Raw genomic sequence first — 26,460 nt, forward strand, 5'->3', positions numbered from 1 at the left:
AGAGAGCCGTATCGGCGCGCCTCACTCCGCGATGCCCACCACCAGCCAGATGAAGGACGCCCCCGCGATCGTGCACAGCAGTGTGGAGCGGGCCGGGTGTTCGTGGTGGGCCTCGGGGAGGATCTCGGCGGCGGCGAGATAGAGCAGCGCGCCGCCGAAGAAGCCGAGATAGCCGCCGAGCAGATGCTCGGGGATGGAGAAGAAGAGCGTCGAGGCGGCGCCCACGACCGGGGCCGCCGCGTCCGCGAACAGCATCGCGACCGCCTTGCGGCGGGCGTTCCCGTACAGGGTCGTGATCGTGTACGTGTTGAAGCCGTCCGCGAAGTCGTGGGCGATCACGGCGACGGCCACGGCCGCTCCCATGCCGCCACCGACCTGGAAGGCCGCGCCGATCGCCACGCCGTCCATCGCGCTGTGGCCGACCATCGCTGCGGCGGCCGTCAGCCCGACTTCGGGCGCGCGGCCGTTGTGTTCCTCCCCGCCGTGCGCGGCCTGGCGGACCGCCAGCAGGCGTTCCACGAGGTGGGCCAGCAGGAAGCCCGCCACGAACAGCAGCAGCGCGGCCGGTACGCCGAAGATCTCGTCGCCCGCCGCGTCGAGTGCCTCCGGCAGGAGGTCCAGGCCGACGACGCCCAGCATCAGGCCGCCTGCCAGACCGAGTACGAGGTGGCGGCGGTCGGTGACGCGTTGCGCCGTCCAGCCGCCGGCCAGCGTCATGAGGAACGCGCCGAGCGCGACGAACACCGCCATAGGCCCTTGCTATCCGATCGACCCGTGTTCACGCACGTCCGCCGCACGTTCGGGTCTTCCGAGTCTTCACGGCTTGCGGAATCCGTGCGCTGATGTCCCGAAGCACCCCCGAAACCCCCTGCACCACCCGCAGCATCCGCACCACTCGCGCTACCCGCGCTACCCGCAGCATTCGTAGGAGAGGACCCCATCCCATGGCCGATGCCCCCACCGGCAAGGTGACCTTCGTCGGGGCCGGGCCCGGTGCCGCCGACCTGTTGACGTTCCGTGCCGCGCGCGCCATCGCCGAGGCCGACGTCGTGATCTGGGCGGCCAGCCTGGTGCAGGCCGAGGTCCTCGAACACGCACGCGCGGGAGCCGAGATCCTGGACTCGGCGACGATGTCGCTGGAGGACGTCGTCGCCGTGTACGAGCGCGCCGCCGAGACCGGGCTGAAAGTCGCCCGGATCCACTCCGGCGACCCCGCGCTCTGGGGCGGCACCCAGGAACAGGTCGACCGGTGCGCGGAGATCGGCATCGAGACCGAGATCGTGCCCGGCGTCTCCTCCTTCTCCGCCGTCGCCGCGCTCGCCCAGCGGGAGCTGACCATCCCCGAGGTCGCGCAGTCCGTGATCCTCACCCGGCTCGGCGGTGGCAAGACGCCGATGCCGCCGGGCGAAGAAGTACGGGAGTTCGCGCGGCACGGGACGACGATGGCGCTGTTCCTCTCGGCCGCCCGCAGCGGACAGCTCGTACGGGAGCTGCTGGAGGGCGGCTATCCGACGTCGACGCCGGTCGTGGTCGCGTACCAGGCGACCTGGCCGGAGGAGCTGATCGTGAAGTGCACGATCAGCACGCTGGAGGAGACCGTCAAGGAGCACAAGCTCTGGAAACACACGCTGTTCCTGGTCGGCCCCGCCCTGGATGCGCACGGCACTCGCTCGCACCTCTACCACCCCGGCCACTTCCACGGCTTCCGCAAGGCCGACCCGGAGGCCCGCAGGGCGCTGCGGACGCAGGGTGCGCAGGGCGGCGCGCGGGGTGCGCAGGGCGCACAGGGTGTCACTCCGTGATCACCGTCGTCGGTACGGGGACGGGGGCGCCCCTTTCCCCGGACGCCGGGGCCGCGTTGGCCGGGGCTGGGCTCGTCGTGGGCGGCCGGCGCCACCTGGCCGCCGCGACGACGATCCCGGACACCGCCGAGCGGGTCGTCCTGGGTCCGCTCGCGCCTGCCCTCGACGCGATCGAGCAGTTTCTGGAGAAGCCGGCCGACCAGGGGCGAGTTGTCGTGCTGGCCTCCGGGGATCCCGGGTTCTTCGGGATCGTCCGGGCGCTCGCGGAGCGTTTCGGAGCCGAGCGGCTGGAGGTCCACCCGGGGGTGTCGTCCGTCGCGACCGCCTTCGCGCGGGTTGGGCTGACCTGGGACGACGCGGTGGTCGTGAGCGCCCACGGGCGCGACCTACGGACCGCCGTGAACGTCTGCCGGGCCCATCCCAAGGTGGCGGTACTGACCGGCCCGGCGTCCGGGCCGGCTGAGCTCGGGGCCGCGCTGCGGTGCAGTGAGCGGGTGTTGGTGGTGGCTTCGGCGTTGGGGGCGGGTGGTGTATCCGGCCCCGGCCCCGGCGAACGCATCGAGCGGGTCACCCCCGCCGAGGCCGCCGTCCGTGACTGGGGGCCGGCTGTGAGTGTCGTGCTCTGTCTCGATGAGTCGCGCGTCCTCTCCACCGTGCGTACGGTCGCGGGGCCGTCGCCGGGGCCCGCTCAATGGGCCCTGGAAGAGGGTGAGTTCGCCCACCGCGACTCGATGATCACCAAGTTCGAGGTGCGGGCGCTGGCGCTGGCCCGGCTCGGGCCGCGGCTCGGTGAGCATGTGTGGGACATCGGCGCGGGCTCAGGCTCGGTCGCCGTGGAGTGCGCACGGCTCGGGGCCGCCGTGACCGCCGTGGAGAAGACCCTGGACGGTGTGGAGCGGGTGCGCGCCAACGCCGCCGCGCACGGGGTCGACGTGACCGCCGTGCACGGCGCCGCGCCGACCGTGCTGTCCGACCTGCCCGACCCCGACGCCGTGTTCATCGGCGGGGGCGGGCGGGAACTGCCCGCCATCGTGACCGCCTGTGCCCGGCGGGCGCGGCGGTCGGTCGTCGTGGCGATGGCCGCCCTGGACCGGGTTCCGGCGGTCCGGGACGCGCTGGTCGCGGCCGGGCTCGACTGTGACGGCGTACTGCTGCAGTCGTCCCGGCTGGCGCCGCTGCCGGGGGACGTCACCCGGCTCGCGGCGACCAACCCCGTTTTTCTGCTGTGGGGCGTCCGGCCTCCGGTACGTAGTGAAGGAGCTGCTCAGTGATCGGCCTGATTTCCGCGACGGCCGCCGGTTCGGCCGGCTGCCGGCGGGTGGCCTCGGCCTGGCCGGGCCGTACCCGTGTGTACGAGGGCCCCGTGGGGGACGCCGTACGGCGGGCCTTCGCGGAGTGTGAGCAGCTCGTGTGCTTCCTCGCCACGGGGGCCGTGGTGCGGCTCGTCGCGCCGCTGCTCGTCGACAAGGCGTCCGACCCCGGGATCGTGTGCGTCGACGAGGGCGGGCGGTTCGCGGTGTCCCTGGTCGGGGGCCACGGCGGAGGCGCCAATGAACTCGCCCGCGAGGTGGGCGAGTTGCTCGGTGCCGAGCCTGTGGTGACGACGGCCACCGACTCCGTGGGAGTACCGGGGCTCGACACGCTCGGCCTGCCCGTCGAAGGGGATGTGGCCGGGGTGTCCCGGGCCATGCTCGACGGGGAAGCGGTTGCGCTGAAGGCCGACGTGGCCTGGCCGCTTCCGCCGCTTCGGGTCGCCGAGACCGGAGCGTACTCAATTCGCGTCAGTGACAGGGATGTTGAGCCCGCCGAGCGGGAAGTCGTCCTCCGGCCGCCCTCGCTCGTCGTGGGCGTCGGCGCCTCCAAGGGTGCCCCCGTCGACGAGGTGCTCGGGCTCGTCCAGGACGCGCTCCGGGACGCCGGTCTTTCGGTGAAGTCCGTCGCCGAGCTCGCCACGGTGGACGCCAAGGCGGAGGAGCCCGGCATTCTCGGGGCGGCCGAGCGGCTCGGGGTGCCCGTAGTCACGTACGGCGCCGAGGAGTTGGCGGCGGTCGACGTGCCGAACCCCTCGGACGCGCCCCTAGCCGCCGTCGGCACCCCGTCGGTGGCGGAGGCCGCCGCCCTCGTGCACGGCGGCGAACTCCTCGTACCCAAGCGCAAGTCGGCCGCGCGGCCCGCGATGGCGACCTGCGCGGTCGTACGCCGGCCGGGGCGCGGGCGGCTCGCGGTGGTCGGACTCGGTCCGGGCGCCCGGGACCTGCTGACGCCCCGCGCGAAGGACGAGCTGCGCCGGGCCTCCGTGCTCGTCGGGCTCGACCAGTACGTCGACCAGATCCGCGACCTGCTCCTGCCGGGCACCCGGATCCTGGAGTCGGGGCTCGGGGCCGAGGAGGAGCGGGCCAGGACCGCCGTGGCCGAGGCCCGGCTCGGGCAGGCGGTCGCGCTGATCGGCAGCGGTGACGCGGGCGTGTACGCGATGGCGTCGCCCGCGCTCGCGGAGGCGTCCGACGACATCGACGTGGTCGGGGTGCCGGGGGTGACGGCCGCGCTCGCGGCCGGGGCGATCCTGGGCGCGCCGCTGGGCCACGACCATGTGTCGATCAGCCTCTCCGACCTGCACACACCGTGGGAGATCATCGAGCGGCGGGTGCGCGCGGCGGCCGAGGCCGACATCGTCGTCACCTTCTACAACCCGCGCAGCCGGGGCCGCGACTGGCAGCTCCCGAAGGCGCTCACGATCCTCGCCCAGCACCGGAAGCCGACGACGCCCGTGGGAGTCGTACGCAATGCCTCGCGGCCGGACGAATCCAGCCGTGTCACCACCCTCGCGGGACTCGACCCGGCGACGGTGGACATGATGACGGTAGTGACCGTGGGCAACACGGCGACCCGTGAGATCGCCGGCCGCATGGTGACGCCCCGCGGCTACCGCTGGCAGGAGGAACCCAAGTGAGCGCAGTCGGCCGGGTGTTCCCGGAGAGCCGGATCGTGCACCCCATCGAGGAGGAGTCCTTCCGGCGGCTGCGAACCCGCCTGGACACCTCGCACTTCCCGCCGCTGACCCGGGCCGTCGTGGAGCGGGTGATCCACTCCGCGGCCGACCTCGACTACGCGAGCGATCTGGTGACCGACGAGGTCGCCCTTGAGAAGGCCCACCGGGCGCTGCACGACGGGGCGCCCGTCGTGGTGGACGTGGAGATGGTCGCGGCCGGCATCACCCGGCGCGACACCGTCTGCCGTCTCAAGGACGCCGTGTCCGGTCCGGGGCTGACCCGCTCGGCCCACGCGATCCGGCTCGCCTACGAGCAGGTCGGGCCCGGCGCGCTCTGGGTGATCGGCTGTGCCCCGACCGCGCTGGAGGAACTGCTCACCCTGGACGCGGCCCCGGCGCTCGTCATCGGGCTGCCCGTCGGCTTCGTCGGCGCGGCCGAGTCCAAGGCCGCGCTCCGCGACAGCGGGCTGCCCGCCGTGAGCAACGTCTCCGAGAAGGGCGGCTCGGCGGTCGCCGCGGCCGCGCTCAACGCCCTGCTGTACCACCCTGTTTCCCGCCCAAGCCACCCTGTTTCCCGCCCAATGCCCGACGCCGTGTCCCACCCCGCGCCCGAGGCCGAGTCCCGGGCCGGTTCACCGTCCAAGTCCAAGGAGAAATCGTGACCACCCCCGCCCCCGCCCTGCTCATCGCCGGACACGGCACCCGGGACGACGCGGGTGCCGAGGCCTTCCGCGACTTCGTACGGGAACTGGGCCGCCACAACCCCGGACTCCCCGTCGCGGGCGGCTTCATCGAGCTCTCCCCGCCGCCGCTCGGCGACGCCGTGACCGAACTGGTCGAGCAGGGTGTGCGCCGGTTCGCGGCCGTCCCGCTGATGCTGGTGTCCGCCGGGCACGCCAAGGGCGACATCCCGGCCGCGCTGAGCCGCGAGAAGGAGCGGCACCCCGGGATCTCGTACACGTACGGGCGTCCGCTGGGCCCGCACCCGGCGTTGCTGACCGTGCTGGAGCGGCGGCTCGACGAGGCGCTCGGCGGTTCGGCGCGGACCCCCGCGGACCGTGCCGAGGTGACCGTCCTGCTCGTCGGGCGCGGCTCGACCGACCCGGACGCCAACGCCGAAGTGCACAAGGCGGCGCGGCTGTTGTGGGAGGGGCGGGGTTACGCGGGCGTGGAGACGGCGTTCGTGTCGCTGGCCGCGCCGGACGTGCCGTCGGGCCTGGACCGCTGTGTGAAGCTGGGTGCGCGCCGGATCGTGGTGCTCCCCTACTTCCTCTTCACGGGTATCCTCCCGAACCGGGTGCGGCAGCAGACCGAGGGGTGGGCGGCCGCGCATCCGGAGACCGACGTGGTCTCCGCCGATGTCATCGGGCCGGAGCCGGAGCTGCTCGACCTGGTCATGGAGCGCTACCGGGAGGCGGTCGAGGGTGATCTGCGGATGAACTGCGACTCCTGCGTCTACCGCATCGCGCTGCCCGGGTTCGAGGACAAGGTGGGGCTCCCCCAGCAGCCGCACTTCCACCCGGACGACGACGGGCACCACCACGACGGGCACCACCACGGGCATCACCATCACGACGGCCACACACCCTCCCATGCACACTGACGGGGGCGACAGAGACGGCCCGGGCGGGCACCGCCGCCCCGGCGGCGGGCAGAGCGTCGGGGCACAGGCCACCGGCGGACGGGGCTCCGGCGGACACGGTGACGCGCACGACCTCCGGCACCACGGCGACGCCGAGGTGCGCGACGACGGATCGGCGCTCGTCGACCTCGCGGTGAACGTCCGCGCGGACACTCCGCCCGCCTGGCTGCGCGAGCGGATCGCCGAGTCCCTGTCCGGGCTCGCCGCCTACCCGGACGGGCGCGCCGCGCGGGCCGCGGTGGCGGCGCGGCACGGGCTCCCCGTGGAGCGGGTGCTGCTCACGGCGGGCGCGGCCGAGGCCTTCGTGCTGCTGGCGCGCGCCCTGAAGGTCCGTCAACCCGTGGTCGTGCACCCGCAGTTCACCGAGCCGGAGGCGGCGCTGCGGGACGCGGGGCACACCGTGGACCGGGTGCTCCTGCGGGCCGAGGACGGCTTCCGGCTCGACCCGTCGGCCGTCCCCGAGGACGCGGATCTGGTCGTGATCGGCAACCCGACCAACCCGACGTCCGTCCTCCACCCGGCCGCCCTGATCGCCGGACTCGCCCGTCCCGGGCGGACGTTGGTGGTCGACGAGGCGTTCATGGACGCGGTTCCGGACGAGCGGGAGGCCCTCGCGGGGCGCACCGACGTGCCGGGTCTTGTGGTGCTGCGCAGCCTCACCAAGACATGGGGCCTCGCGGGGCTGCGCATCGGGTACGTCCTGGCCTCCCCCGAGACGATCGCCGAGCTCGAACGGGCCCAGCCGCTCTGGCCGGTGTCCACGCCCGCGCTCGCGGCCGCCGAGGCCTGTATGACTCCGCGTGCGCTGGCGGAACAGGAGCACGCGGCCCGTCGCGCGGCGATCGACCGGGCCCATCTGGTCGCCGGACTCAGGGAGTTCGCCTCCGACGGCGTCCGTGTCGCGGAGCCCGCCGAGGGCCCCTTCGTCCTCATCGGGCTCCCCGGGGCGGCGGCCGTCCGCGCCCGGCTGCGCCGCCTGGGCTTCGCCGTGCGGCGCGGCGACACCTTCCCGGGACTCGACGACACCTGGCTGCGCCTGGCGGTACGCGACCGCTCGACGGTCAACCGCTTCCTCCAGGCACTGGACCAGGCAGTGAGCCTGCGGGACCGCTGACCTCCCGCAGACGCACCGGACGCAACCGAGCGCGCGAACTCCTGCTTGTCGCTGGTGAGTTCGCGCACCCGAGCCGCTGGGCGCGTCCGACGGCCGAGCACGTCCCGGACCGCCGTGCGCATCCGACCGCCGAGCGCGCGCGTCCGGGTCGTCGAGGGCGTGCTCAGCCCCTCTTGCGGCGGGCCAGTACGACGGCTCCGCCTCCCGCCGCCAGGAGGGCGACCGCGCCGGTGGCGACGTACGGTGTCGCCGAACTGCCGCCGGTCTCGGCGAGGTTGGCCTCGTCGACGGGCGCGCCCTGCGGCTTCACCTCGGTCGCCGGCTCGACGGGGTCCGCGGACGCGGGTGCGTCCGGTGCGTCCGGTGCCTCGCAGGTGGCCTCGGCGAGGGTGACCGTGCCCTCGACCTCGGCGACGTTCAGCTTCAACGGGTTGATGGACACCTTGAGTTGGAGCGCGGTGGCGGCGGCCGTGCGCGAGGTGGTGCGGGTCGACGCCAGGTCGAGACGCACCTCGCCGACGCCGGGCACCTTCACCTCGGTCGGGCCACCGGCGGTCACCGTGGTCTTCTTGCCGAGGACCGTCACGGCGCCCAACGGGTTGGCGGTGGCGACCGGCTCCTCACCCGCCGCGCAGACCGCCTTCGCGCTGACCTGCTCGATCTCGATCAGGGACAGCAGGGGCAGCCCCGGCACATGCACCTTCGCATGGGCGAGGTTCACCGAGCCTTCGGCCTTCTTCGCGGAGACCTTCGCGCTCGACCGGGCCACCTCCGCGCCCAGTACGGTGAACGGCCGCCCGCCGTCGACTCCGTCCAACTTGGCGGTGAGCGCGGTCTTTTCGGCGCTGCGCGGTGCCTGTACGTCGTTGAGCGAGACCGTGAGCGGGACGTTCACGGACTTGTTGAGCAGGGAGACGTCGAGCCCGGTACGCAGGACGACGGCACTGGCACGGCCGTGGCCCTCGGTCGCCTGGGCCGGACCCGCGCCGGCCAGGACCGCGGGACCTGCGGCCAGGACGGTGGCCGCCGCGGTGACGGCGAACCTGCGTGCGGGCATGCGTGCGGGCATGCGGAAAGCGTTGCTGTTCAAGGTGGTGGGACCCCCACGGGAGACAGAACTGGAGACGCGACGCCGCCGGACGCTCCGCTCACGGGGACCTGTGGGGAGCAGCACCGACGGCGTCGATGCGGGAATCCTTACGCACGGAGAGTGAACAGTCAGCAAGCTGACGGGAGTTCACTCATACGTGGAGTTTCCGTGCGCGTCTTCGAATCTCACGGCACGCGCGTTCCTCATGTCCACCCGGATGCCCGAACCGGCTCGAACGCGCCGGTTGACGCGCCGGAGCATGCGCGGAAGGTGCAGAACGAGCGGGCCCGGCGGACGGTTACGCTCCGTCAACTCGCCGCCCGCCCCCGGACAGGTCCTAGCCGACGACCTTGCCGTTCAGCACCACTCGTCGGGGCGCCGCCAGCACGCGTACGTCCGCCCGCGGGTCCCCCTCGTACACGACGAGGTCGGCCGGTGCTCCCTCGTCCAGTCCTGGCCGTCCCAGCCAGGCCCGGGCGCCCCACGCCGTCGCCGACAGCGCCTCGACCGGCGGGATTCCGGCGGTCACCAGCTCGGCGACCTCGCCCGCCACCAGGCCGTGCGCGAGCGTGCCGCCCGCGTCGGTGCCGACGTACACGGGGACACCGGCGTCGTACGCGGCGCGCACGGTGTCGTAGCGACGCTCGTGCAGCCGTCGCATGTGCGCCGACCACTGAGGGAACTTGGCCTCGCCGCCGGCCGCGAGCTGCGGGAAGGTGGCGATGTTGACGAGGGTCGGGACGATGGCGACGCCGCGTTCGGCGAAGAGCGGGATGGTGTCCTCGGTCAGGCCGGTGGCGTGCTCGATGCAGTCGATGCCGGCCTCCACCAGGTCCCGCAGGGACTCCTCGGCGAAGCAGTGCGCGGTGACGCGGGCGCCCAGGCGGTGGGCCTCGGCGATCGCCGCCTCGACCTCGGCGCGGGGCCAGCAGGCGCCGAGGTCGCCCGTCTCACGGTTGAGCCAGTCCCCTACGAGCTTCACCCAGCCGTCGCCCCGGCGGGCCTCCTGGGCGACGTACGCGACGAGGTCGTCGGGCTCGATCTCGTGGGCGTAGCCGCGGATGTAGCGGCGGGTGCGGGCGATGTGGCGGCCTGCCCTGATGATCTTCGGGAGGTCCGCGCGGTCGTCGATCCAGCGGGTGTCGGAGGGCGAGCCCGCGTCGCGGATGAGCAGGGTGCCGGCCTCGCGGTCGGTGAGGGCCTGCTTCTCCGCGATGTCGTCTGCGACTGGGCCGCTGGGGCCCAGGCCCACGTGGCAGTGGGCGTCCACGAGTCCGGGCAGGGCCCAGCCGTTCACTGTGCGGATGTCACGAGCGCCTTGTGGGCGCTCGTAGGTGATTCTGCCGCCGACGATCCAGAGTTCGTCCCGGATGTCGTCGGGGGCGACGAGCACACGGCCCTTTACGTGCAGTACCGCCTGATCACTCATGAGTGCACTTTAGTTCGGCGGCTGCGGGTTGGTTGTGGCTGGTCGCGCAGTTCCCCGCGCCCCTAAAGGGGCTTGCCCAGCTGGTCCGGGTTTTCTTCCTCCACGTCTGCCATTGCCGGGTCCAGTAGGCGGGAGAGGAAGTGGCGGGTTCGGTCGTGGGTGGGGTTGGTGATGACCTGGGTCGGGGGGCCGTCCTCGATGATGGTGCCGGCGTCCATGAAGACGACTCGGTCGGCCACCTCGCGGGCGAAGGTCATCTCGTGGGTGACGACCATCATGGTCATGCCCTCGTCGGCGAGCATGCGCATGACGGCGAGGACGTCGCCGACGAGTTCCGGGTCGAGGGCGGAGGTGGGCTCGTCGAAGAGCATCACCTCGGGGCCCATGGCGAGCGCGCGGGCGATGGCGACGCGCTGCTGCTGGCCGCCGGAGAGGGAGGCGGGGTACGCGTCCGCCTTCTCGGAGAGGCCGACCCGCCGGAGGTTCTCGGCGGCGACCTTCGCGGCCGCCTCCTTGTCGCGGCCGAGCACCCGGCGCTGGGGCAGCGTGAGGTTCTCGGTCACCGTCAGGTGCGGGAAGAGGTTGAACTGCTGGAAGACCATGCCGATCCGGCGGCGTACGGCGTCGATGTCCACGTCGGGGTGGGTCACCTCGGTGCCGCCGACGAAGACCTGGCCCTTGGTGGGCTCTTCGAGGAGGTTCACGCAGCGCAGGAGCGTGGACTTGCCGGAGCCGGACGGGCCGATGACACACACGACCTCGCCGGAGCGGACCTCCAAGTCGATGCCGCGCAGCACCTCGTTGTCGCCGAACGACTTGTGCAGGCCGCGGACCTGGATCTCCGGCGTGCCGCTCGCGTCCTTCGTGAGGGCCGGACTGCTCGTAGTGCTCACTTGGTGGCCTCCCCGGCCTTCGCCTCAAGGCGGCGTACGACGAAACCGAGCGGGATCGTGACCAGCAGGTAGCACAGGCCCGCCACCAGGATCGGTGTCGAGTTGGCGGTCTCGCTGGCCAGGTCGCGGCCGAACTTGGAGAGTTCGCGCTCCTCCAGGGTGACCCCGAGGAACAGCACCAGCGAGGAGTCCTTGAAGAGGAGCACCAACTCGTTGGTGAGCGGCGGGATCACGATGCGGAACGCCTGCGGAATGATGATCGAGACCATGGCCCGGGCATGCGAGAAGCCCAGCGAACGGGCCGCCTCCATCTGCCCCTTGGGCACGGCCTGGATGCCCGCGCGGATCGTCTCCGCCATGTAGGCGGCCGCGACGAGGCCGAGCGCGAGGGCGACCTTTCCGTACGTGCCGCCGGGGATCTCCGTGCCGGGGAACGCCAACGGCACGGCGACGCCCACGAAGATGAAGATCAGCAGGGCGGGCAGCCCGCGGAAGATCTCGATGTAGATACCGGCCAGCCAGCGGTACGGGCCGACCGAGGACAGCCGCATCAACGCGACGACCACGCCGAGGGCGAGGCCGAAGACGAAGCCGGACACCGTGTAGAGGACGGTGTTCTTCAGCGCCAGCGTGATGATGTCCGGGAACATCCGCTCGGCCAGGTCGACTTGGGCGAACTGGTTCTGTAGCTGCTCCCAGTCGGCCGTGACGCCGAGGGCGACCAGGGCGGCGACGAACACCGCGTACTGGATGCCGCGCGACACGGCCCGCTTCTGACGTCTGGTCAGACCGCTTCTGCGGGGCTGGACTTCGGTGTCCGTGCCACTCATGAGGCGGCGGACGGGGAAGCGGAGGCGGCGTCCTCGTCGTACGGGCCGATCCACTTCTCGTACAGCTTCTTGTAGGTGCCGTCGGACTTCGCGTCCGCCAGCGCCTTGTTGATGGCGTCGACGAGCTTGGTGTTGCCCTTCTTCACCGTGAAGCCGTACTCCTCACCGGTGTTGATGTTGTCGGCGACCTCGAAGGCGTCCGCGTTGGCCTTGTCCTTCAGCCAGCCCTGGACGACCGGGTAGTCGATGACGACGGCCTTGACCTGGCCGGTGCGCAGGCCGTTGAGGAGGGCATCGGAGGACTCGAAGGAGACCGGGTCGAGGCCCTTGCTCTTCGCGTACTCCTCGCCGGTGGTCTGCGCCTGGGCGCCGACCTTCTTGCCCTTGAGGTCGGCGAAGGAGGAGATGCCGCTCTTCTTGTCGGCGAGGACGCCCTGGGTGGCCTCGAAGTACGGGTCGGAGAAGTCGACGTTCTTCTTGCGCTCGTCGGTGATCGTCATACCGGCCGCGGCGAGGTCGCACTGGCCGGCATTGAGGGACCCGCCGGTCTTGAAGTTCTCGAAGGGCTGGTCGAGGATCACTTGCTTCACGCCCAGGTCCTTGGCGACCAGGTCGATGACCGAGACGTCGAAGCCCTGCACCTTGCCGTCGATCTCCGACTGGAACGGCGGGTACGGCAGGTGCGTGCAGGTGGTGAGCTGCCCGCCCTTCACCAGCTCGACCCCGTTCGCGGTGGTCTTCTTGCCCCCGTCGTCGTCCGAAGAACAGCCGGCGACGAGCAGCAGCCCGGCCGTCGCGGTGGTGGCGGCCAGGATGCGGGACCGGCGCCCGAGGACCATCTTCACGGGGGTTGACCTCCTGTGCGGGAACTGTGGCTTCTGATTATAAGGAAAGGTTTGAGGCCCTCAAACCATTCCCATGGCCATTGAGCCGTCCGGCCTCAGAAGTCATCGGTGGGGCAGGCGGGGTACCGCCCGTTACGCTCGTGTGCGTCTACCCCGTGAGCGCCATCCGTGAACAGCGCCATCCGTGAACGAAGAGAGCACTGCCGTGACCCACCCCTTCCTGGACCTGGCGCCGCTGAGCGCCGCGCACTTCGCGTCGATCGAGGACCGCGTGGCGCGGCTGCTCTCCACCGGGCAGGACGTGCTGATCACCCAGGGCGAGGCGCTGCTGCCGCTGGAGGGCGCCATCCGCGGCGCCGCCGGGCCCGGCACGACGGCTCTCAACGTGATCACCGGTCCGTACGGGCAGACGTTCGGCGACTGGCTGAGGGACTGCGGCGCGACGGTGTACGACCTCGCCGTCCCCTTCCACACGGCGGTCACTGCGGCACAGGTCCAGGAGGCCTTCGCCGAGCATCCGGAGATCGACTTCGTCTCCCTCGTCCACGCGGAGGCGGCCACCGGCAACACCAACCCGGTCGCGGAGATCGGCGAGGTCGTACGGGCACACGGTGCCCTGTTCTACCTGGACGCGGTGGCGTCGATCGGTGCGGAGCCGGTGCTGCCGGACGCGTGGGGCGTGGACCTGTGTGTGATCGGCGCCCAGAAGGCGATGGGCGGGCCGGCCGGGGTCTCCGCGGTCTCGGTGAGCTCCCGGGCCTGGGCCCGTATGTCCGCCAACCCGCACGCTCCTCGCCGCTCCTACCTCTCCCTCCTGGACTGGAAGGAGCGCTGGATCGACACCGGGCGCCGGGCGCTTCTGCACGCCCCGGCCCAGTTGGAGATGCTCGCGCTGGAGGCGTGCGTAGTGCGTATCGAGGAGGAGGGGCTCGACACGGTGATGTCCCGCCATGCGGCGGCCGCGGCGGCCACCCGGGCGGGGGCGCTCACGCTGGGCGGGGGTGTCGAGCCGTATGTGTACGACGACTCGGCGGCGGCTCCGGTCGCCACGACGTTGCGTACGCCGGTGGGGGTCGATGCCTCCGCGGTGGTGGCCAGGGCGCTGGCCGCCGACCCGGCGTTGCCGCTCGCCGCGGGTGGGGGTGCCCTGGCCAAGGAGATGATCCGGGTCAACCACTACGGCCCCGCGGCGACCTTGGACTCCGTCCGGTCCTGCCTGTCCGCGCTGCGCGCGGCGTTGACCGAGGTCTGATCTCGCCTGCGGGCCGGTGGGGGCTTGTCGCGCAGTTCCCCGCGCCCCTAAAGGACAAAAGCAGGGGCGCAGCTCCGTTTTAGGGGCGCGGGGAACTGCGCGATCAGCCACAACGAACCCGCTGGCACGGGAATGCCCCAAGCCCATCGAACGTTGACGTACCGAAGCCGGAGGCCACCTCCGTATCCGTCCGTACGAGCCGAAAGAGCCGAACACATGCGCGTCGAGATCTGGAGCGACATCGCCTGCCCCTGGTGCTACGTGGGCAAGGCCCGCTTCGAGAAGGCGCTCGACGCCTTCCCGCACCGCGACGACATCGAGGTGGTGCACCGCTCCTTCGAGCTCGACCCGGGGCGCGCCAAGACCGACATCCAGCCGGTGATCAGGATGCTCACCAAGAAGTACGGCATGAGCGAGGCGCAGGCGCAGGCCGGTGAGGAGAACCTCGGCACGCAGGCCGCCGCCGAGGGGCTTGAGTACCGCACGCGGGACCGCGACCACGGCAACACCTTCGACATGCACCGGCTGCTGCACCTGGCGAAGGAGCGGGGCCGGCAGGACGAGCTGATCCAGATCTTCTACAAGGCGAACTTCGCCGAGGAGCGGTCCGTCTTCGGCGACGACGGGCGGCTCGTGGAGCTGGCCGCGGCCGCCGGGCTCGACGCCGACGAGGCCCGCAAGGTGCTCGCCGACCCGGCCGCGTACGCCGACGAGGTCCGCGCCGACGAGCGCGAGGCGGCCGAGCTGGGCGCGAACGGCGTGCCGTTCTTCGTCCTCGACCGGAAGTACGGCGTATCCGGCGCCCAGCCCGCCGAGGTCTTCGCGCAGGCCCTGGAGCAGGCGTGGGGCAGCCATTCGCCGCTGAAGCTGATCCAGCAGGACGACGCCGAGGCGTGCGGCCCCGACGGATGCGCGGTGCCGCAGAACTGACGGGGGCGGCAAAAGCGCAGGTCGGGGCGGATCCATAAGCATTGCTTGGCGAGACCACGTAGAAGTCGGCAATGGACGGGGAGATCCCCGGGCCGCAGAGTGGTCCCATGGAGACCTTCGAGACCCTCGTCCGAGCCGAGTTCGCCGCGAAGAACACCTATCTCAACACCGCGAGCACCGGGCTGCTCCCGGCCCGCGCGGTCGACGCCATGCGGGCCGGCGTCGAGTCCGTGGCGGCCGGGCAGCCGCAGGACATGTTCGCCGACGTGGAGGCGGCCCGCGCCGCCTTCGCCCGCCTCGTCGGAGTCCCGGACCGCCGGGTCGCGGCCGGGGCGTCCGTCGCCGTCTACAGCGGACTGATCGCCGCCTCGCTGCCCGAGGGCGCCGAAGTCCTCACCGCCGAGGCCGACTTCACCTCCGTGGTGAACCCCTTCCACATGCGCCGCGACCTCAAGGTGCGCACGGTGCCGCTGGAGCGGATCCCCGAGTCGGTGCGCCCCGGCACCGCGCTCGTCGCGGTCAGCGCCGCGCAGTCCGCGGACGGCCGGATCGTCGATCTGCCGGCGCTGCGCGAGGCGGCACGCGAGCACGGGGCCCGTACGTACATCGACGCGTCCCAGGCCACCGGATGGCTGCCCATCGAGGCGGACGCGTACGACTATGTGTCCTCCGTCGCCTTCAAGTGGCTCGTCTGCCCGCGGGGCGTGGCTTTCCTGGTCGTTCCGGAGGACCTGGGAGGACTGAACCCGATCTTCGCGGGCTGGGTCGCGGGAGAGCACCCCTGGGACAGCTGTTACGGGCCGGTCGAGGAACTCGCCCACTCCGCGCGGCGGTTCGACGAGAGCCCGAGCCTCTTCTCGTACGCGGGCGCCCGTCACTCGCTGGAGCTGATCGAGGAGTTGGGCGTGGAGGCCGTGCACGCCCATGACCTCGCCCTCGCCGACCGCTTCCGGGCGGGCCTGGCCGGCCTGGGGCAGGAGCCGGTTCCGGCGCCGGGCTCTGCGATCGTCTCCGTGCCAGGACTCGGCCACAGGCAGCCGGAGCTGAGCCGGGCGGGGATCGAGGTCTCCGACCGCGCGGGCAACCTGAGGGCCGCGTTCCACCTGTACAACACGGCCGCGGATGTCGATCGTCTGCTGGACGTCCTGTCGGGCTGATTGCCGGACCCACTGGCGCGGGGTCCTCGGGGACGCTAGGAAGGGCATCACGAGGTGGTGGTGCCGGTGGAGCCAACTCTCCACAAGTCCGAACGGCCGCCCGCGGATGCGGAGTTGCATCGGCGGCTGGTGTACGGCGACGAGTCCGCGCTGTCCGAGGCCTACGCGGCGTACGGCGGGCTCGTGCGGCGGATCGCCGGGCGCGTCACGAACAGCCCGGCGGCCGCCGAGGACGTGGCGCAGGAGGTCTTCGCCCAGCTGTGGAGCAGGCCGTACGCGTTCGACGCGCGCCGGGGTTCGCTGCGCACCTGGCTGTCCGTGCTCGCACACCGGCGGGCCGTGGACTGGGTGCGCAGCGAGGCCCGGCACCGCAAGGCCGCCGGGGCGGACGACTCCGCGCTGCACGCCATCCCCGACACCGGGCCCGGGCCGGACGAAGCGGTCGTCGACCGCGAGCGCTCGCTGCTGCTGCACTCCGCGCTGGCCGAACTCCCGCAGCCGCAGCGGGAGGTGGTCCACCTCGCCTACTTCGCGGGCCGCACCTACCGCCAGGCCGCCGTCGAGCTCGGCATCCCGGAAGGCACCGCCAAGACCCGCTTACGGTCCGCGCTGCGCAAGTTGGCCGAGACTTTGGCCGAGCCGCCGGATCCGGCGTGGGAAAGGGGCGCATGATGGCGACAGGGGAAGGAGGCGTCCGGTGACCGATGACCACGACGGTGTGCCCGAGCTGCTGGCCGCCTGGGCCTTCGGCGCGCTGCAGCCCGCGGACGAGAAGGCGGTACCGGCGCACCTGGCCGGCTGCGAGAGCTGCGCGGCGGAGGCGGAACGGCTCCGCGAGACCGTACGGCTGCTGGACGTGTCACCGGGGTCGGCCGCGGCCGGCAACGGATCGCCCGCCGCGCGGAACGGTTCGGCCGCGGTCTCGCAGAACGGTTCGGCCCCCGGAGTGACGGGCGGCGGTTCCGCGAGAGCGTCCGTCGGCGCTCCGGCCGGAGCGGATGGTGTGCTGGCCCTCGCCCTGCGGTCCCGGCCCGCCGTGCCGCGGGTCGCCGCGCACGCGGCCCCGTACGCGGCCGCCGTCGCCGGACTGCGCGCGCTGCTGCGGGAGGTGGACGGCCACGGGCCGTGGGGCACGCCCGTCGTGCACGACTGGGACGTCCGCGACACCGTCGGCCATCTGATCGCCGCCGACGAGCAACTGGCCGTGCGGCTGGGCCTTGAGACCCACACACCGCCCTCGCGGATCACCGAGGACACCCCGTGGGAAGAGGCCTGGAACACCCGGACCGCCGACGTCATCGCGTACGAGCGGACACGCGACCCCCAGAAGACGGTCGCGGCCTGGGCCGCGCGGGCCGCCGCGCTGCTGGCCACGCCCGAGGCCGTGGATCCCGAACGGGCCGCGCGCGCGACGACGTTGATGGGTGTACGGCTGCCGGTCTCCGACCACTTCGTCGTGCGTGCCTTCGAGGCGTGGATCCACTCGGACGACATCGGCCGCGCGCTCGGTCTCGCCGTGCCGCCGCCCCCGGAGGCCCATCTGTGGCAGCTGGTCCGGCTGGCCGTCCGCATCCTCGGCATGGCGCTGGGGCCCACGGCACCGCCGGTGCTGTTCGCGGTGACCGCCGGCGAGAGTTCCACCGAGTGGGTGCTCGGCTCCGAGGACGAGGCGGTCCGGGGTGAACTCGTCCTGGACGCAGTGGACTTCTGCCTGCTCGTGGGCGGCCGGTACACACCCGACGAGGTGCCGCGAGGAGTGGCGGGCGACGAGGGCGCCGTACGCGACGTACTGGAGCGGGCGGCCGCGCTGTCCTGGCTGTAGCCGTAGCCGTCCTGGCTGCGGCTCCTACGAGCCCGGGGCGGGGCAGCCGCCCGTCTCGGTGCAGAGGTTCGCCTCGACCCGGGAGAGGAGACCGGCGAGCTGGGTCCGCTCGGCCGGGCTCAGGCCCGCTAGGGCGTGTTCCTCAAGGCCGGCCCAGGCGAGTGTGACCTCGTCGAGCAGTCCGCAGCTCTTCTCGGTCGCCTCGACGAGCACCGCCCGCCGGTCCTTCGGATCCGGGCTGCGGGTGACGTGCCCGGACTGCTCCAGGCGCTGGAGCATCTTCGTGATCGTGGACGGATCGAGGTCGACCGCCTTGATGAGGTCCGACTGACGCACCGGGCCCTGGTCCCACAGGTGCATCATCACGAACTCCTGCCCGGGGTAGAGCCCGGCCCCGCGCAGCAGCCTGGCCGCGGTCGTGCGGTGCAGCCGGGCGACCCGTGAGATGGCGTGGCTGACCGGGCCGCCGCGCGCGGCGGAGGGCAGCTTGTCGGTACAGACAGGCTCGGCCTGCGGGGCCGCGACCTCCTGGCTGGCACTCATCTCGACTCCCCGGTTCGTGCGGACGTGCTGTCCACCGTACGTCCCACCGCCTCCCACGCCCTCTCGCGCCCTCTCCCGGCCGCTGCCGACCGTCTTCCGGGCTTCCTCCACCGAGATTACCTTGGTCGGCCAAGGAATGGTTTAAGGTGGCTCTCGGTTCAACTATTGGCCGACCACATAAATCTTTTCCGGGAGCTGTTGTGACCACTGCGTACGACCCCATCGACCTGTCCGGCACACCCCTCGCCAACCGCATCGCCATGGCGCCGATGACCCGCAGCAGGGCGGGCGAGGGCGGCGCCCCCACCGACCTCACCGTCGAGTACTACGCCCAGCGCGCCTCCGCGGGGCTGATCATCACCGAGGGCATCCAGCCGTCCGCGGTCGGCCAGGGCTACCCGGACACCCCGGGCCTGCACAGCGCCGAGCAGATCGCCGCCTGGCGCAAGGTGACCGACGCCGTGCACGCCGCCGGCGGCCGGATCTTCGCGCAGCTCATGCACGCGGGCCGGATCGGCCACCCCAGCCTGCTGCCCGAGGGACTCGTCAACGTCGGCGCGTCACCCGTGCCGGCCCAGGGGCAGGTCTACACGCACGAGGGTCCCCTCGACTTCATCGCCCCGCGCGAGCTCACGGGCGACGAGGTCCGCGCCACCGTCGGGGAGTTCGTGACCGCCGCGCGGGGCGCCGTCGAGGCGGGCTTCGACGGTGTCGAACTGCACGGCGCCAACGGCTACTTGATTCATCAGTTCCTCGCCCCCGGTTCCAACCACCGCACCGACGAGTGGGGCGGCTCCGTCGAGAACCGCATACGGTTCGCCGTCGAGACCGTGAAGGCCGTCGCCGACGAGATCGGTGCCGGGCGCACCGCCATCCGGCTCTCGCCCGGCAACCCGTACAACGACATGAAGGAGCCCGAGCCGGAGCCGACGTACACCGCGCTGGTGGCCGAGCTGGAGCCGCTGGGTCTCGCGTATCTGCACGTCACCGAGGCGGTCGAGATGCGTGAGCTGACCCTCGCGCTGCGCAAGCGGTTCAGCGGGACCCTCGTCCTGAACCCGGCCACCGAGGGGCCGACCGGGCCGGAGTCCCTGACCCTCGTCGAGGACGGCGTCGCCGATCTCGTCGCGTACGGCCAGCTGTTCCTGGCCAACCCGGACCTGCCCGCCCGCCTGCGGACCGGCGGCCCGTTCAACGAGCCCGACGGGGCAACCTTCTTCGGCGGCGACGCGAAGGGCTACACGGACTACCCGGCGCTGTAAGGCAGTTGGCCCGGTTCCCGTCTCGTACGAGACTGGAACCGGGCCGATCACCCATGGGCGCAGGTCACTTCACCTGGTATCACTTCACCGGGTGTCACTTCACCGGGGTGAAGTCCCTCGCTCCGATGAACTCGGGCCGGGGCACCGGTGCCGAGAACGGCTCCACCGCCGTGTTCTCCACGCTGTTGAACACGATGAAGACGTTCGAGCGCGGGAACGGCGTGATGTTGTCACCCGAGCCGTGCATGCAGTTGCAGTCGAACCAGGTGGCCGATCCTGCCTTGCCCGTGAAGAGCTTGATGCCGTGCTTGGAGGCGAACTTGGTGAGCGCCTCGTCGGAGGGCGTGCCCGCGTCCTGCATCTGCAGCGACTTCTTGTAGTTGTCCTCCGGCGTGGCTCCGGAACAGCCGAGGAACGTGTGGTGCGACCCCGGCATGATCATGAGGCCGCCGTTGGTGTCGTGGTTCTCCGTCAGAGCGATCGAGACGGACACCGTCCGCATGTTCGGCAGACCGTCCTCGGCGTGCCAGGTCTCGAAGTCCGAGTGCCAGTAGAAGCCGCTCGCGCCGAAGCCGGGCTTGACGTTGATCCGCGACTGGTGGACGTACACGTCCGAGCCGAGGATCTGCCGGGCGCGGCCGACCACGCGTTCGTCGCGGACGAGCTGGGCGAAGATCTCACTGATCTTGTGGACCTCGAAGACCGAGCGGATCTCCTGCGACTTCGGCTCCACGATCGAGCGCTCGTCGGCACGGATCGCCGGGTCCGTCACCAGGCGCTCCAGCTCCGCGTGGTAGAGCGCGACCTCGTCGTCGCCGATGATCTGGTCGACGGCGAGGAAACCGTCGCGCTCGTACGACTGCAGGTCGGCCCCGGGGATCGGTCCCGGTGTGCCGGGCTCGCTCCAGACGACCGGGTCCTGCCGGGGCACCGACACCTCGCTGGTGCCGCGGCTGGGATACAGGTCGGTGATGGTCGTCATCGGTTCAGACCTCCTCGGGCTCGGTCAGCAGGGGGTAGACGCCGTTCTCGTCATGGTCCTCCCGTCCGGTCACCGGCGGGTTGAAGACACAGATGCAGCGGAAGTCCTCCTTGATCCGCATCGTGTGCCTCTCGTGCCCGTCGAGGAGGTACATGGTTCCCGGCGTGATCGTGTACTTCTCGCCGGTCTCGTCGTCGGTGAGTTCGGCCTCGCCCTCGACGCAGACGACGGCCTCGATGTGGTTCGCGTACCACATCGACGTCTCGGTACCCGCGTAGAGGATCGTCTCGTGCACGGAGAAGCCGACCCTCTCCTTGGCGAGGACGATGCGCTTGCTCTCCCAGGTACCCGACGCCGATTTCACGTGTCGGTCAGTGCCTTCGATCTCCTTGAACGAACGGACTATCACGGTGCTGCGAAGCCTCCTTCAGGCCGATGTGCGGTGGGTGCGATCGGTGCGGTTGATGTGGCCGCTGTGGTTCAGGGTGGTTCAGGCCGTCTCGCGGACGGCGCGGGCGAGGATGCGCAGGCCCTCGTCCAGCTCCTCGGGGGTGATGGTGAGCGCCGGGAGGAGTTTCACGACCTCGCTCTCCGGGCCCGACGTCTCGATGAGCAGGCCGAGTTCGAAGGCACGCCTGGCGATCAGGCCCGCGCGCGCCTTGTCGTGGAACTCCATGCCCCAGACCAGGCCCCGGCCGCGGTACTCCTTGACGTCGGCGAGGTTCTCCTCGGTGATCGAGATGAACGCCTCCTCGACCTGCTCGCCACGGGTGCGGGTCTGCTTCTCCATGGCGGGGCCGTCGGACCAGTACGTCTCCAGCGCGGCGGCGGCCGTCACGAACGCGGGGTTGTTGCCGCGGAAGGTGCCGTTGTGCTCGCCCGGCTCCCAGATGTCCAGCTCCGGCTTGAACAGGCACAGGGACATGGGCAGTCCGTAGCCGCTGATGGACTTGGAGACGGTGACGATGTCGGGGGTGATGCCCGCCTCCTCGAAGGAGAAGAACGCCCCGGTCCGGCCGCAGCCCATCTGGATGTCGTCGACGATCAGCAGCATGTCCTGGCGCTCGCACAGCTCGGCGAGGGCACGCAGCCACTCCGGGCGGGCGACGTTGATGCCGCCCTCGCCCTGCACGGTCTCGACGATCACGGCGGCGGGCTTGTTCAGACCGGAGCCCTGGTCCTCAAGGAGCCGCTCGAACCAGAGGAAGTCCTCGACCTTGCCCTCGAAGTAGTTGTCGAAGGGCATCGGCGTGCCGTGCACCAGCGGGATGCCGGCGCCGGCCCGCTTGAAGGCGTTGCCGGTCACCGCGAGCGAGCCGAGCGACATGCCGTGGAAGGCGTTGGTGAAGGAGACGATCGACTCCCGCCCCTTGACCTTCCGGGCCAGCTTCAGCGCGGACTCGACGGCGTTGGTGCCGGTCGGGCCCGGGAACATGACCTTGTACGGCAGGTCGCGGGGCCGCAGCACCAGGTTCTGGAACGATTCCAGGAAGCCGCGCTTCGCGGTCGTCGACATGTCGAGACCGTGCGTGACGCCGTCGCGTTCCAGGTAGTCGATGAGGGCGCGTTTCAGTACGGGGTTGTTGTGCCCGTAGTTGAGTGATCCGGCGCCGGCGAAGAAGTCGAGGTACTCATGGCCGTCCTCGTCGAACATGCGGCTGCCCTGCGCGCGGTCGAAGACGGTGGGCCAGGCACGGCAGTAGCTGCGCACCTCGGACTCCAGGGTCTCGAAGACGCTCAGGTCGGGCTGGGTGATGGTCACGGTGTTGCTCCTCAAGGCGTGGGGGGTTCGTCAGTGCGACAGGGGGCCGATGCGGTACAGCACCTCTGGGTCGTGCGGTCCGTCGGGGAAGTGCGCTGTGTCGAACAGGACCTCGCGCTCGACGGTCGCTCCATGGCGTCCGGCGTACGACGTGAACAGCCGCTCGGAGGCGGTGTTGCCCGGGGTGATGGTGGTCTCGACGGTGGTCAGCTCGTGTGTGCGGGCGATCCGCAGGGTCAGTCCGTCGAGGAGCGCGGCGGCAAGGCCGCGTCCGCGCTGTTCCGCGTCGACGGCCACCTGCCACACGAGAAGCGTGTGGGGGCGCTCGGGCCGGATGTAGCCGGTGACGAAGGCGACCGGCTCGCCGTCGGCCGTGCGCGCCACCGCGGAGGTGCCGGCGAAGTCACGGCACCACAGCAGGTAGCTGTAGGAGGAGTTCAGGTCGAGGTTCCCGGAGTCCTTGGCAATGCGCCAGAGTGCGGCTCCGTCCACCACGTGCGGACGGTCGATCCGCAGCCCTTCCGGCATTTCCAGGAATTCCGCTTGCAGGTCTGCTTGTGCGGCGGTCATGCGGATTGAATTTACCCAGCGAAAGTTCAAATTGCATCGCCGGAGGGGGTTACGTCGACGCGCCCGTTGTGTTATCACGCGGGCGCGGACGCCGCGTAGCACCCGACGGAAGGCGCCACTTTATCCCGACAACAACTGACAAACCGGGCACCTTGTGTGTTCCGTCACAGCCATGTAATCACCACGAGATCTGCCCGAATTAAGAGGTTGGCGTTCGCGAAATCTTAGCGTTTAGGTTCGGAGAAAGCGGGCAGAAGAATACGGGAAGCTGTGCTGAATAAGCTCCCGAAAAGAGCCCGGAATAGCCACCCGAATAAACCGGTCCGGAATTCCCCGATCCCCCACGGCCCCGCTGGTCGGACGCCTGTGACGGGGCCGGGGCTCAGGTGCCGTCGCGGAGGTCCGCCGGCCAGTCCGGGCGGTATTCGATGTGGTCGTAGGTGACCACGCAGCCCTCGCCCATCGGGGACTGGGTCATGAAGCCGATCAGGGCGGCGCCGGTCTCCTTCTCGTCGGCCAGGGTGAAGAGGCGGACGAAGGTCCAGCGCTTGCCGTCCTTCGACGCGTGGAAGGCGAAGGCGCGGCCGGTGCGGCTGATCCTCAGCCAGACCGAACTGCCGTCCACGGTGAAGGAGTTGGCGTCGTCGGAGTGGCCCCGGGTGACGACCGTGCAGACGGTGGGCACGTCCGGCGAGTTCTCCAGGCAGAGCTTGGCCCAGGCCCGCTCGCCCACATGCACGTACAGCACGCCCGCGTCGAAGGCCCCGGCGAAACCGACCGTGACCCGGGCGATGAGCTGGAAGTCCCCCTCCGGCGACCCGAGCAGCCGGGGGGCGTCGGACGCGGGGTCCAGGCCCTCGTCGGTCGGCGGCACGAACCGGTCCTGCCGCGCGCCCGCCCACCCGGTGAGCACCCCGTCCTCGTACGACCAGTGCCCGTCCGGCCCGTACGTCCGAAGAGAAAAGGGAAGTTCAGAAAGTTCCAAGTCCATCCCCCGAGTCTGTCAGCTCCACCCCCACGCCCCGTAAGGGGCGCGGGGAACTGCGCGATCAGCCACAGCGGGCCCGCAGCCGCAAACCGGCCACGGGCCCAACGGCGCTCCAAGCGGAGCGCTACCGCTCCAGACGCCCGTCGTACCGCCGCGGCAACCCCAGCGGATTGTCATCGCGGAGCTCCAAAGGCAACAGCGCCTCCGGCGTGTTCTGGTACGCGACCGGCCGCAGCCACCGCTCGATCGCCGTACCGCCGACCGACGTGGACGTGGAGGTGGTCGCCGGGTACGGCCCCCCGTGATGCTGGGCGGGCGCGACGGCGACACCGGTCGGCCACGCGTTGACCAGGACGCGACCGGCGAGCGGCGTCAGCTCGGCGAGGATCTCCGCGCCGCGCCCCTCACCGGCGGTCTCCTCCGTGGAGAGGTGGACGGTGGCGGTGAGGTTGCCGGGCAGCCGCGCGAGCACCGCGTTCGCCTCGGCCTCGTCCTCGTAGCGCGCGACGACGGTGACCGGCCCGAAGCACTCCTCAAGAAGCAGGTCGTACTCGCCCTCGCTCGCGAGCCGCCCGGCCGGAACCGTCAGGAAGCCGGGGCTCACCGTGTGCTCGCTGCCCGCGCCCGGGGTCACCGGGGCGTCCACGTCGGGGAGTTCGGCCCGCTCGGCGACCCCCGCGACGAAGTTGTCGCGCATGCGGTGGTCGAGGAGAACGCCCGCGTCCGTGTCGCTCACCGCGTCCGTGAGGGACTTGACCAGGCGGTCACCGGACGCGCCGGCCGGTGCCAGCACCAGACCCGGCTTCACGCAGAACTGGCCGACGCCCAGCGTCATGGAGCCCGCAAGGCCCGTACCGATCGCCTCGGCGCGCTCGGCGGCCGCGGCCTCGGTGATGACGACGGGGTTCAGGGAACCCAGCTCGCCGTGGAAGGGGATCGGCGCGGGGCGGGCGGCCGCCGCGTCGAAGAGGGCGCGTCCGCCGCGTACCGAACCGGTGAATCCGGCGGCCGTGACCAGCGGGTGCCTGACCAGCTCGACGCCCGCGTCGAAGCCGTGCACCAGGCCGAGGACACCGTCCGGGATGTCGTGCTGGGCGGCGGCCCGGCGCAGGACGGACGCGACCAGCTCGGACAGGCCCGGGTGGTCGGGGTGCGCCTTGACGACGACCGGGCAGCCCGCGGCGAGCGCGCTCGCGGTGTCGCCGCCGGGGACGGAGAAGGCGAAGGGGAAGTTCGAGGCCGAGTAGACGGCGACGACGCCCAGCGGCACCTTGTAGCGGCGCAGGTCCGGGATCGGCGGGGTGGCGGTGTCGTCGGGGTGGTTGATCACGACCCCGAGGAACTCGCCCTCGTCGACGATGTCCGCGAAGGCCCGCAACTGGTAGCAGGTGCGGGCGAGCTCGCCGGTGAGCCGGACCGGACCGAGCGCGGTCTCCGCGTCGGCGGCCTCGACCAGGTGGTCCTTGGCGCCTTCGAGCTGGTCGGCCGCGGAGCGCAGGAAGGCCGCGCGGACGGTGCGGTCGGCGAGTGCTCCCCGGGCGGCGTGGGCCGCGCGGACGGCCGCGTCCACCTCCTGGGCTGTGGCTTCCACCGCAACCTGCTCGCGCTGCTTCCCGGTTCGGGGGTCGACACTCCAGACTGGTGCTGCTGCCACCGCGGGTCCCTCCAGATGTAATGCCGCAGTACATGTGCCACTCACCAGCGGCGTTCGATATGCTGAACGCTGTCTCTGGTGGTGAATATGCTGTGGAGACTATTTCCCGGCCAACTAGGGGGTCAAGGCGATGTCGGCAGTCGAGACGGGCGGCGGGGCACAAGTCAAGTCCGCGGTGCGGACGGTTGAATTGCTCGAGTACTTCGCCGGACGCCCGGGCATGCACTCCCTGGCCGCCGTGCAGGAGGCCGTCGGGTACCCCAAGTCCAGTCTCTACATGCTGCTGCGGACCCTCGTCGAGCTCGGCTGGGTCGAGACGGACGCGACGGGCACGCGGTACGGCATCGGCGTACGGGCCCTGCTCGTCGGTACGTCGTACATCGACGGCGACGAGGTCGTGGCGGCCGCGCGGCCGACCCTGGACCGGCTCTCCGACGACACCACGGAGACGATCCACCTGGCGCGCCTCGACGGCACGAACGTCGTGTACCTCGCGACCCGCCAGTCCCAGCACTACCTCCGCCCCTTCACGCGCGTGGGGCGCAGGCTGCCCGCGCACTCCACGTCGCTCGGCAAGGCGCTGCTCGCCACACACACCGACGAGCAGGTACGGAAGCTGCTCCCGGAGACGCTGCCCGCGCTGACCGAACACACCATCACCGACCGGGAGAAGCTCATCGAGGAGCTGCACCAGGTCCGGGAGCAGGGGTTCGCGGTGGACCGCGAGGAGAACACGCTCGGGCTGCGCTGCTTCGGCGTCGCGATCCCCTACCGGACGCCCGCCCGGGACGCGATCAGCTGCTCGGTGCCGGTGGCGCGGCTGACGCCCGCGCACGAGCAGATGGTGAAGGACGCGCTGTTCGACGCGCGGGACCGGCTGACCCTCGCCACGCGGAGGCTTTGA

26 protein-coding genes are annotated in these 26,460 nt (G+C 71.3%); 13 read left to right on the forward strand and 13 right to left on the reverse strand.

Annotated features, from left to right (window positions below; genetic code table 11):
- Window positions 1-21: 21 nt before the first annotated feature.
- Entirely contained in the window at window positions 22-750 is a 729-nt protein-coding gene (locus ACFWXQ_RS33975; RefSeq protein ID WP_362082266.1) for a ZIP family metal transporter, read from the reverse strand.
- Between the two features lie 194 nt (window positions 751-944).
- Between ACFWXQ_RS33975 and cobM the strand changes: the two genes are divergently transcribed.
- From cobM to cobC, 6 genes are read left to right on the forward strand one after another with little or no spacing between them, the layout of a single operon-like run.
- Window positions 945-1,802, forward strand: coding sequence for a precorrin-4 C(11)-methyltransferase (cobM, locus tag ACFWXQ_RS33980; RefSeq protein ID WP_383395622.1), 858 nt, complete (start codon window positions 945-947; stop codon window positions 1,800-1,802).
- Window positions 1,799-3,073, forward strand: a complete 1,275-nt coding sequence (gene cbiE, locus ACFWXQ_RS33985; RefSeq protein ID WP_383939672.1) for a precorrin-6y C5,15-methyltransferase (decarboxylating) subunit CbiE — start codon at window positions 1,799-1,801, stop codon at window positions 3,071-3,073. The genes cobM and cbiE overlap by 4 nt, the downstream gene beginning before the upstream one ends.
- Window positions 3,070-4,752 carry a precorrin-3B C(17)-methyltransferase gene (cobJ, locus tag ACFWXQ_RS33990; protein WP_383939670.1) on the forward strand — a complete coding sequence of 561 codons (1,683 nt, stop codon included), beginning with the start codon at window positions 3,070-3,072 and terminating at the stop codon, window positions 4,750-4,752. Before cbiE ends, cobJ begins: the two co-directional genes overlap by 4 nt.
- Entirely contained in the window at window positions 4,749-5,453 is a 705-nt protein-coding gene (locus ACFWXQ_RS33995; RefSeq protein ID WP_386269896.1) for a precorrin-8X methylmutase, read from the forward strand. Before cobJ ends, ACFWXQ_RS33995 begins: the two co-directional genes overlap by 4 nt.
- Complete coding sequence (locus ACFWXQ_RS34000; protein ID WP_383939663.1) at window positions 5,450-6,394, forward strand: sirohydrochlorin chelatase; 945 nt, start codon at window positions 5,450-5,452, stop codon at window positions 6,392-6,394. The genes ACFWXQ_RS33995 and ACFWXQ_RS34000 overlap by 4 nt, the downstream gene beginning before the upstream one ends.
- Window positions 6,384-7,547, forward strand: coding sequence for an Rv2231c family pyridoxal phosphate-dependent protein CobC (cobC, locus tag ACFWXQ_RS34005; protein ID WP_383939660.1), 1,164 nt, complete (start codon window positions 6,384-6,386; stop codon window positions 7,545-7,547). Before ACFWXQ_RS34000 ends, cobC begins: the two co-directional genes overlap by 11 nt.
- 163 nt (window positions 7,548-7,710) lie before the next feature.
- Here cobC and ACFWXQ_RS34010 read toward each other — a convergent pair whose 3' ends face one another.
- The 5 genes from ACFWXQ_RS34010 to ACFWXQ_RS34030 all read right to left on the reverse strand — a co-directional run bounded on the left by ACFWXQ_RS34010 (window position 7,711) and on the right by ACFWXQ_RS34030 (window position 12,634).
- Complete coding sequence (locus ACFWXQ_RS34010; protein ID WP_383939657.1) at window positions 7,711-8,637, reverse strand: SCO1860 family LAETG-anchored protein; 927 nt, start codon at window positions 8,635-8,637, stop codon at window positions 7,711-7,713.
- A gap of 337 nt (window positions 8,638-8,974) precedes the next feature.
- Window positions 8,975-10,066: an amidohydrolase family protein gene (locus ACFWXQ_RS34015; protein ID WP_383939654.1), complete on the reverse strand. Its 1,092-nt coding sequence runs from the start codon at window positions 10,064-10,066 to the stop codon at window positions 8,975-8,977.
- Window positions 10,067-10,128: 62 nt separating this feature from the next.
- Complete coding sequence (locus ACFWXQ_RS34020) at window positions 10,129-10,959, reverse strand: amino acid ABC transporter ATP-binding protein (protein WP_383939651.1); 831 nt, start codon at window positions 10,957-10,959, stop codon at window positions 10,129-10,131.
- Entirely contained in the window at window positions 10,956-11,789 is an 834-nt protein-coding gene (locus ACFWXQ_RS34025) for an amino acid ABC transporter permease (RefSeq protein ID WP_383939648.1), read from the reverse strand. The genes ACFWXQ_RS34020 and ACFWXQ_RS34025 overlap by 4 nt, the downstream gene beginning before the upstream one ends.
- Window positions 11,786-12,634 (reverse strand): transporter substrate-binding domain-containing protein, encoded by an 849-nt coding sequence (locus ACFWXQ_RS34030; RefSeq protein ID WP_383939645.1) that lies wholly within the window; start codon window positions 12,632-12,634, stop codon window positions 11,786-11,788. Before ACFWXQ_RS34030 ends, ACFWXQ_RS34025 begins: the two co-directional genes overlap by 4 nt.
- Window positions 12,635-12,818: 184 nt before the next feature.
- Here ACFWXQ_RS34030 and ACFWXQ_RS34035 point away from each other — a divergent pair, with 184 nt between their 5' ends.
- The 5 genes from ACFWXQ_RS34035 to ACFWXQ_RS34055 all read left to right on the forward strand — a co-directional run bounded on the left by ACFWXQ_RS34035 (window position 12,819) and on the right by ACFWXQ_RS34055 (window position 17,795).
- Window positions 12,819-13,886, forward strand: a complete 1,068-nt coding sequence (locus ACFWXQ_RS34035; RefSeq protein WP_383939642.1) for a pyridoxal-phosphate-dependent aminotransferase family protein — start codon at window positions 12,819-12,821, stop codon at window positions 13,884-13,886.
- A 216-nt stretch (window positions 13,887-14,102) separates the two neighbouring features.
- Complete coding sequence (locus ACFWXQ_RS34040) at window positions 14,103-14,816, forward strand: DsbA family oxidoreductase (protein ID WP_383939639.1); 714 nt, start codon at window positions 14,103-14,105, stop codon at window positions 14,814-14,816.
- Between the two features lie 107 nt (window positions 14,817-14,923).
- Window positions 14,924-15,973 carry an aminotransferase class V-fold PLP-dependent enzyme gene (locus tag ACFWXQ_RS34045; protein ID WP_383939635.1) on the forward strand — a complete coding sequence of 350 codons (1,050 nt, stop codon included), beginning with the start codon at window positions 14,924-14,926 and terminating at the stop codon, window positions 15,971-15,973.
- A 54-nt stretch (window positions 15,974-16,027) separates the two neighbouring features.
- Window positions 16,028-16,645, forward strand: a complete 618-nt coding sequence (locus ACFWXQ_RS34050) for an RNA polymerase sigma factor (protein ID WP_055616448.1) — start codon at window positions 16,028-16,030, stop codon at window positions 16,643-16,645.
- 25 nt (window positions 16,646-16,670) lie between these two features.
- Window positions 16,671-17,795 (forward strand): maleylpyruvate isomerase family mycothiol-dependent enzyme, encoded by a 1,125-nt coding sequence (locus ACFWXQ_RS34055; protein ID WP_383939632.1) that lies wholly within the window; start codon window positions 16,671-16,673, stop codon window positions 17,793-17,795.
- A 24-nt stretch (window positions 17,796-17,819) separates the two neighbouring features.
- Here ACFWXQ_RS34055 and ACFWXQ_RS34060 read toward each other — a convergent pair whose 3' ends face one another.
- The gene (locus ACFWXQ_RS34060) at window positions 17,820-18,338 is read right to left on the reverse strand and encodes a MarR family winged helix-turn-helix transcriptional regulator (protein ID WP_383939629.1); all 519 of its coding nucleotides are present in this window, start codon (window positions 18,336-18,338) and stop codon (window positions 17,820-17,822) included.
- 200 nt (window positions 18,339-18,538) lie between these two features.
- Between ACFWXQ_RS34060 and ACFWXQ_RS34065 the strand changes: the two genes are divergently transcribed.
- Window positions 18,539-19,600, forward strand: coding sequence for an alkene reductase (locus ACFWXQ_RS34065; protein ID WP_383939626.1), 1,062 nt, complete (start codon window positions 18,539-18,541; stop codon window positions 19,598-19,600).
- A gap of 94 nt (window positions 19,601-19,694) precedes the next feature.
- Here the strand turns inward: ACFWXQ_RS34065 and thpD are convergent, their stop codons facing one another.
- The 6 genes from thpD to ACFWXQ_RS34095 all read right to left on the reverse strand — a co-directional run bounded on the left by thpD (window position 19,695) and on the right by ACFWXQ_RS34095 (window position 25,556).
- Window positions 19,695-20,582 carry an ectoine hydroxylase gene (thpD, locus tag ACFWXQ_RS34070; RefSeq protein ID WP_383939623.1) on the reverse strand — a complete coding sequence of 296 codons (888 nt, stop codon included), beginning with the start codon at window positions 20,580-20,582 and terminating at the stop codon, window positions 19,695-19,697.
- Between the two features lie 4 nt (window positions 20,583-20,586).
- A complete protein-coding gene (locus ACFWXQ_RS34075; RefSeq protein ID WP_200399089.1) occupies window positions 20,587-20,991 on the reverse strand; it encodes an ectoine synthase in 405 nt (134 codons plus the stop codon).
- An 81-nt stretch (window positions 20,992-21,072) separates the two neighbouring features.
- Window positions 21,073-22,344, reverse strand: a complete 1,272-nt coding sequence (gene ectB / locus ACFWXQ_RS34080; RefSeq protein ID WP_383939620.1) for a diaminobutyrate--2-oxoglutarate transaminase — start codon at window positions 22,342-22,344, stop codon at window positions 21,073-21,075.
- Window positions 22,345-22,374: 30 nt separating this feature from the next.
- Window positions 22,375-22,914 (reverse strand): diaminobutyrate acetyltransferase, encoded by a 540-nt coding sequence (gene ectA, locus ACFWXQ_RS34085; RefSeq protein WP_190230211.1) that lies wholly within the window; start codon window positions 22,912-22,914, stop codon window positions 22,375-22,377.
- 382 nt (window positions 22,915-23,296) lie between these two features.
- A complete protein-coding gene (locus ACFWXQ_RS34090; protein WP_383939617.1) occupies window positions 23,297-23,905 on the reverse strand; it encodes a DUF1349 domain-containing protein in 609 nt (202 codons plus the stop codon).
- Window positions 23,906-24,026: 121 nt separating this feature from the next.
- On the reverse strand, window positions 24,027-25,556 hold the full coding sequence (locus tag ACFWXQ_RS34095; protein WP_383939613.1) for an aldehyde dehydrogenase (NADP(+)): 1,530 nt from the start codon (window positions 25,554-25,556) through the stop codon (window positions 24,027-24,029).
- Between the two features lie 130 nt (window positions 25,557-25,686).
- On the opposite strand from ACFWXQ_RS34095, the gene ACFWXQ_RS34100 reads away from it, so the two are divergent.
- On the forward strand, window positions 25,687-26,460 hold the full coding sequence (locus ACFWXQ_RS34100) for an IclR family transcriptional regulator (RefSeq protein ID WP_055616458.1): 774 nt from the start codon (window positions 25,687-25,689) through the stop codon (window positions 26,458-26,460).

The sequence above is a fragment of the Streptomyces sp. NPDC058697 genome, assembly GCF_042715345.1.
In the GTDB taxonomy this organism is placed as follows: Bacteria; Actinomycetota; Actinomycetes; order Streptomycetales; family Streptomycetaceae; genus Streptomyces; species Streptomyces liliifuscus.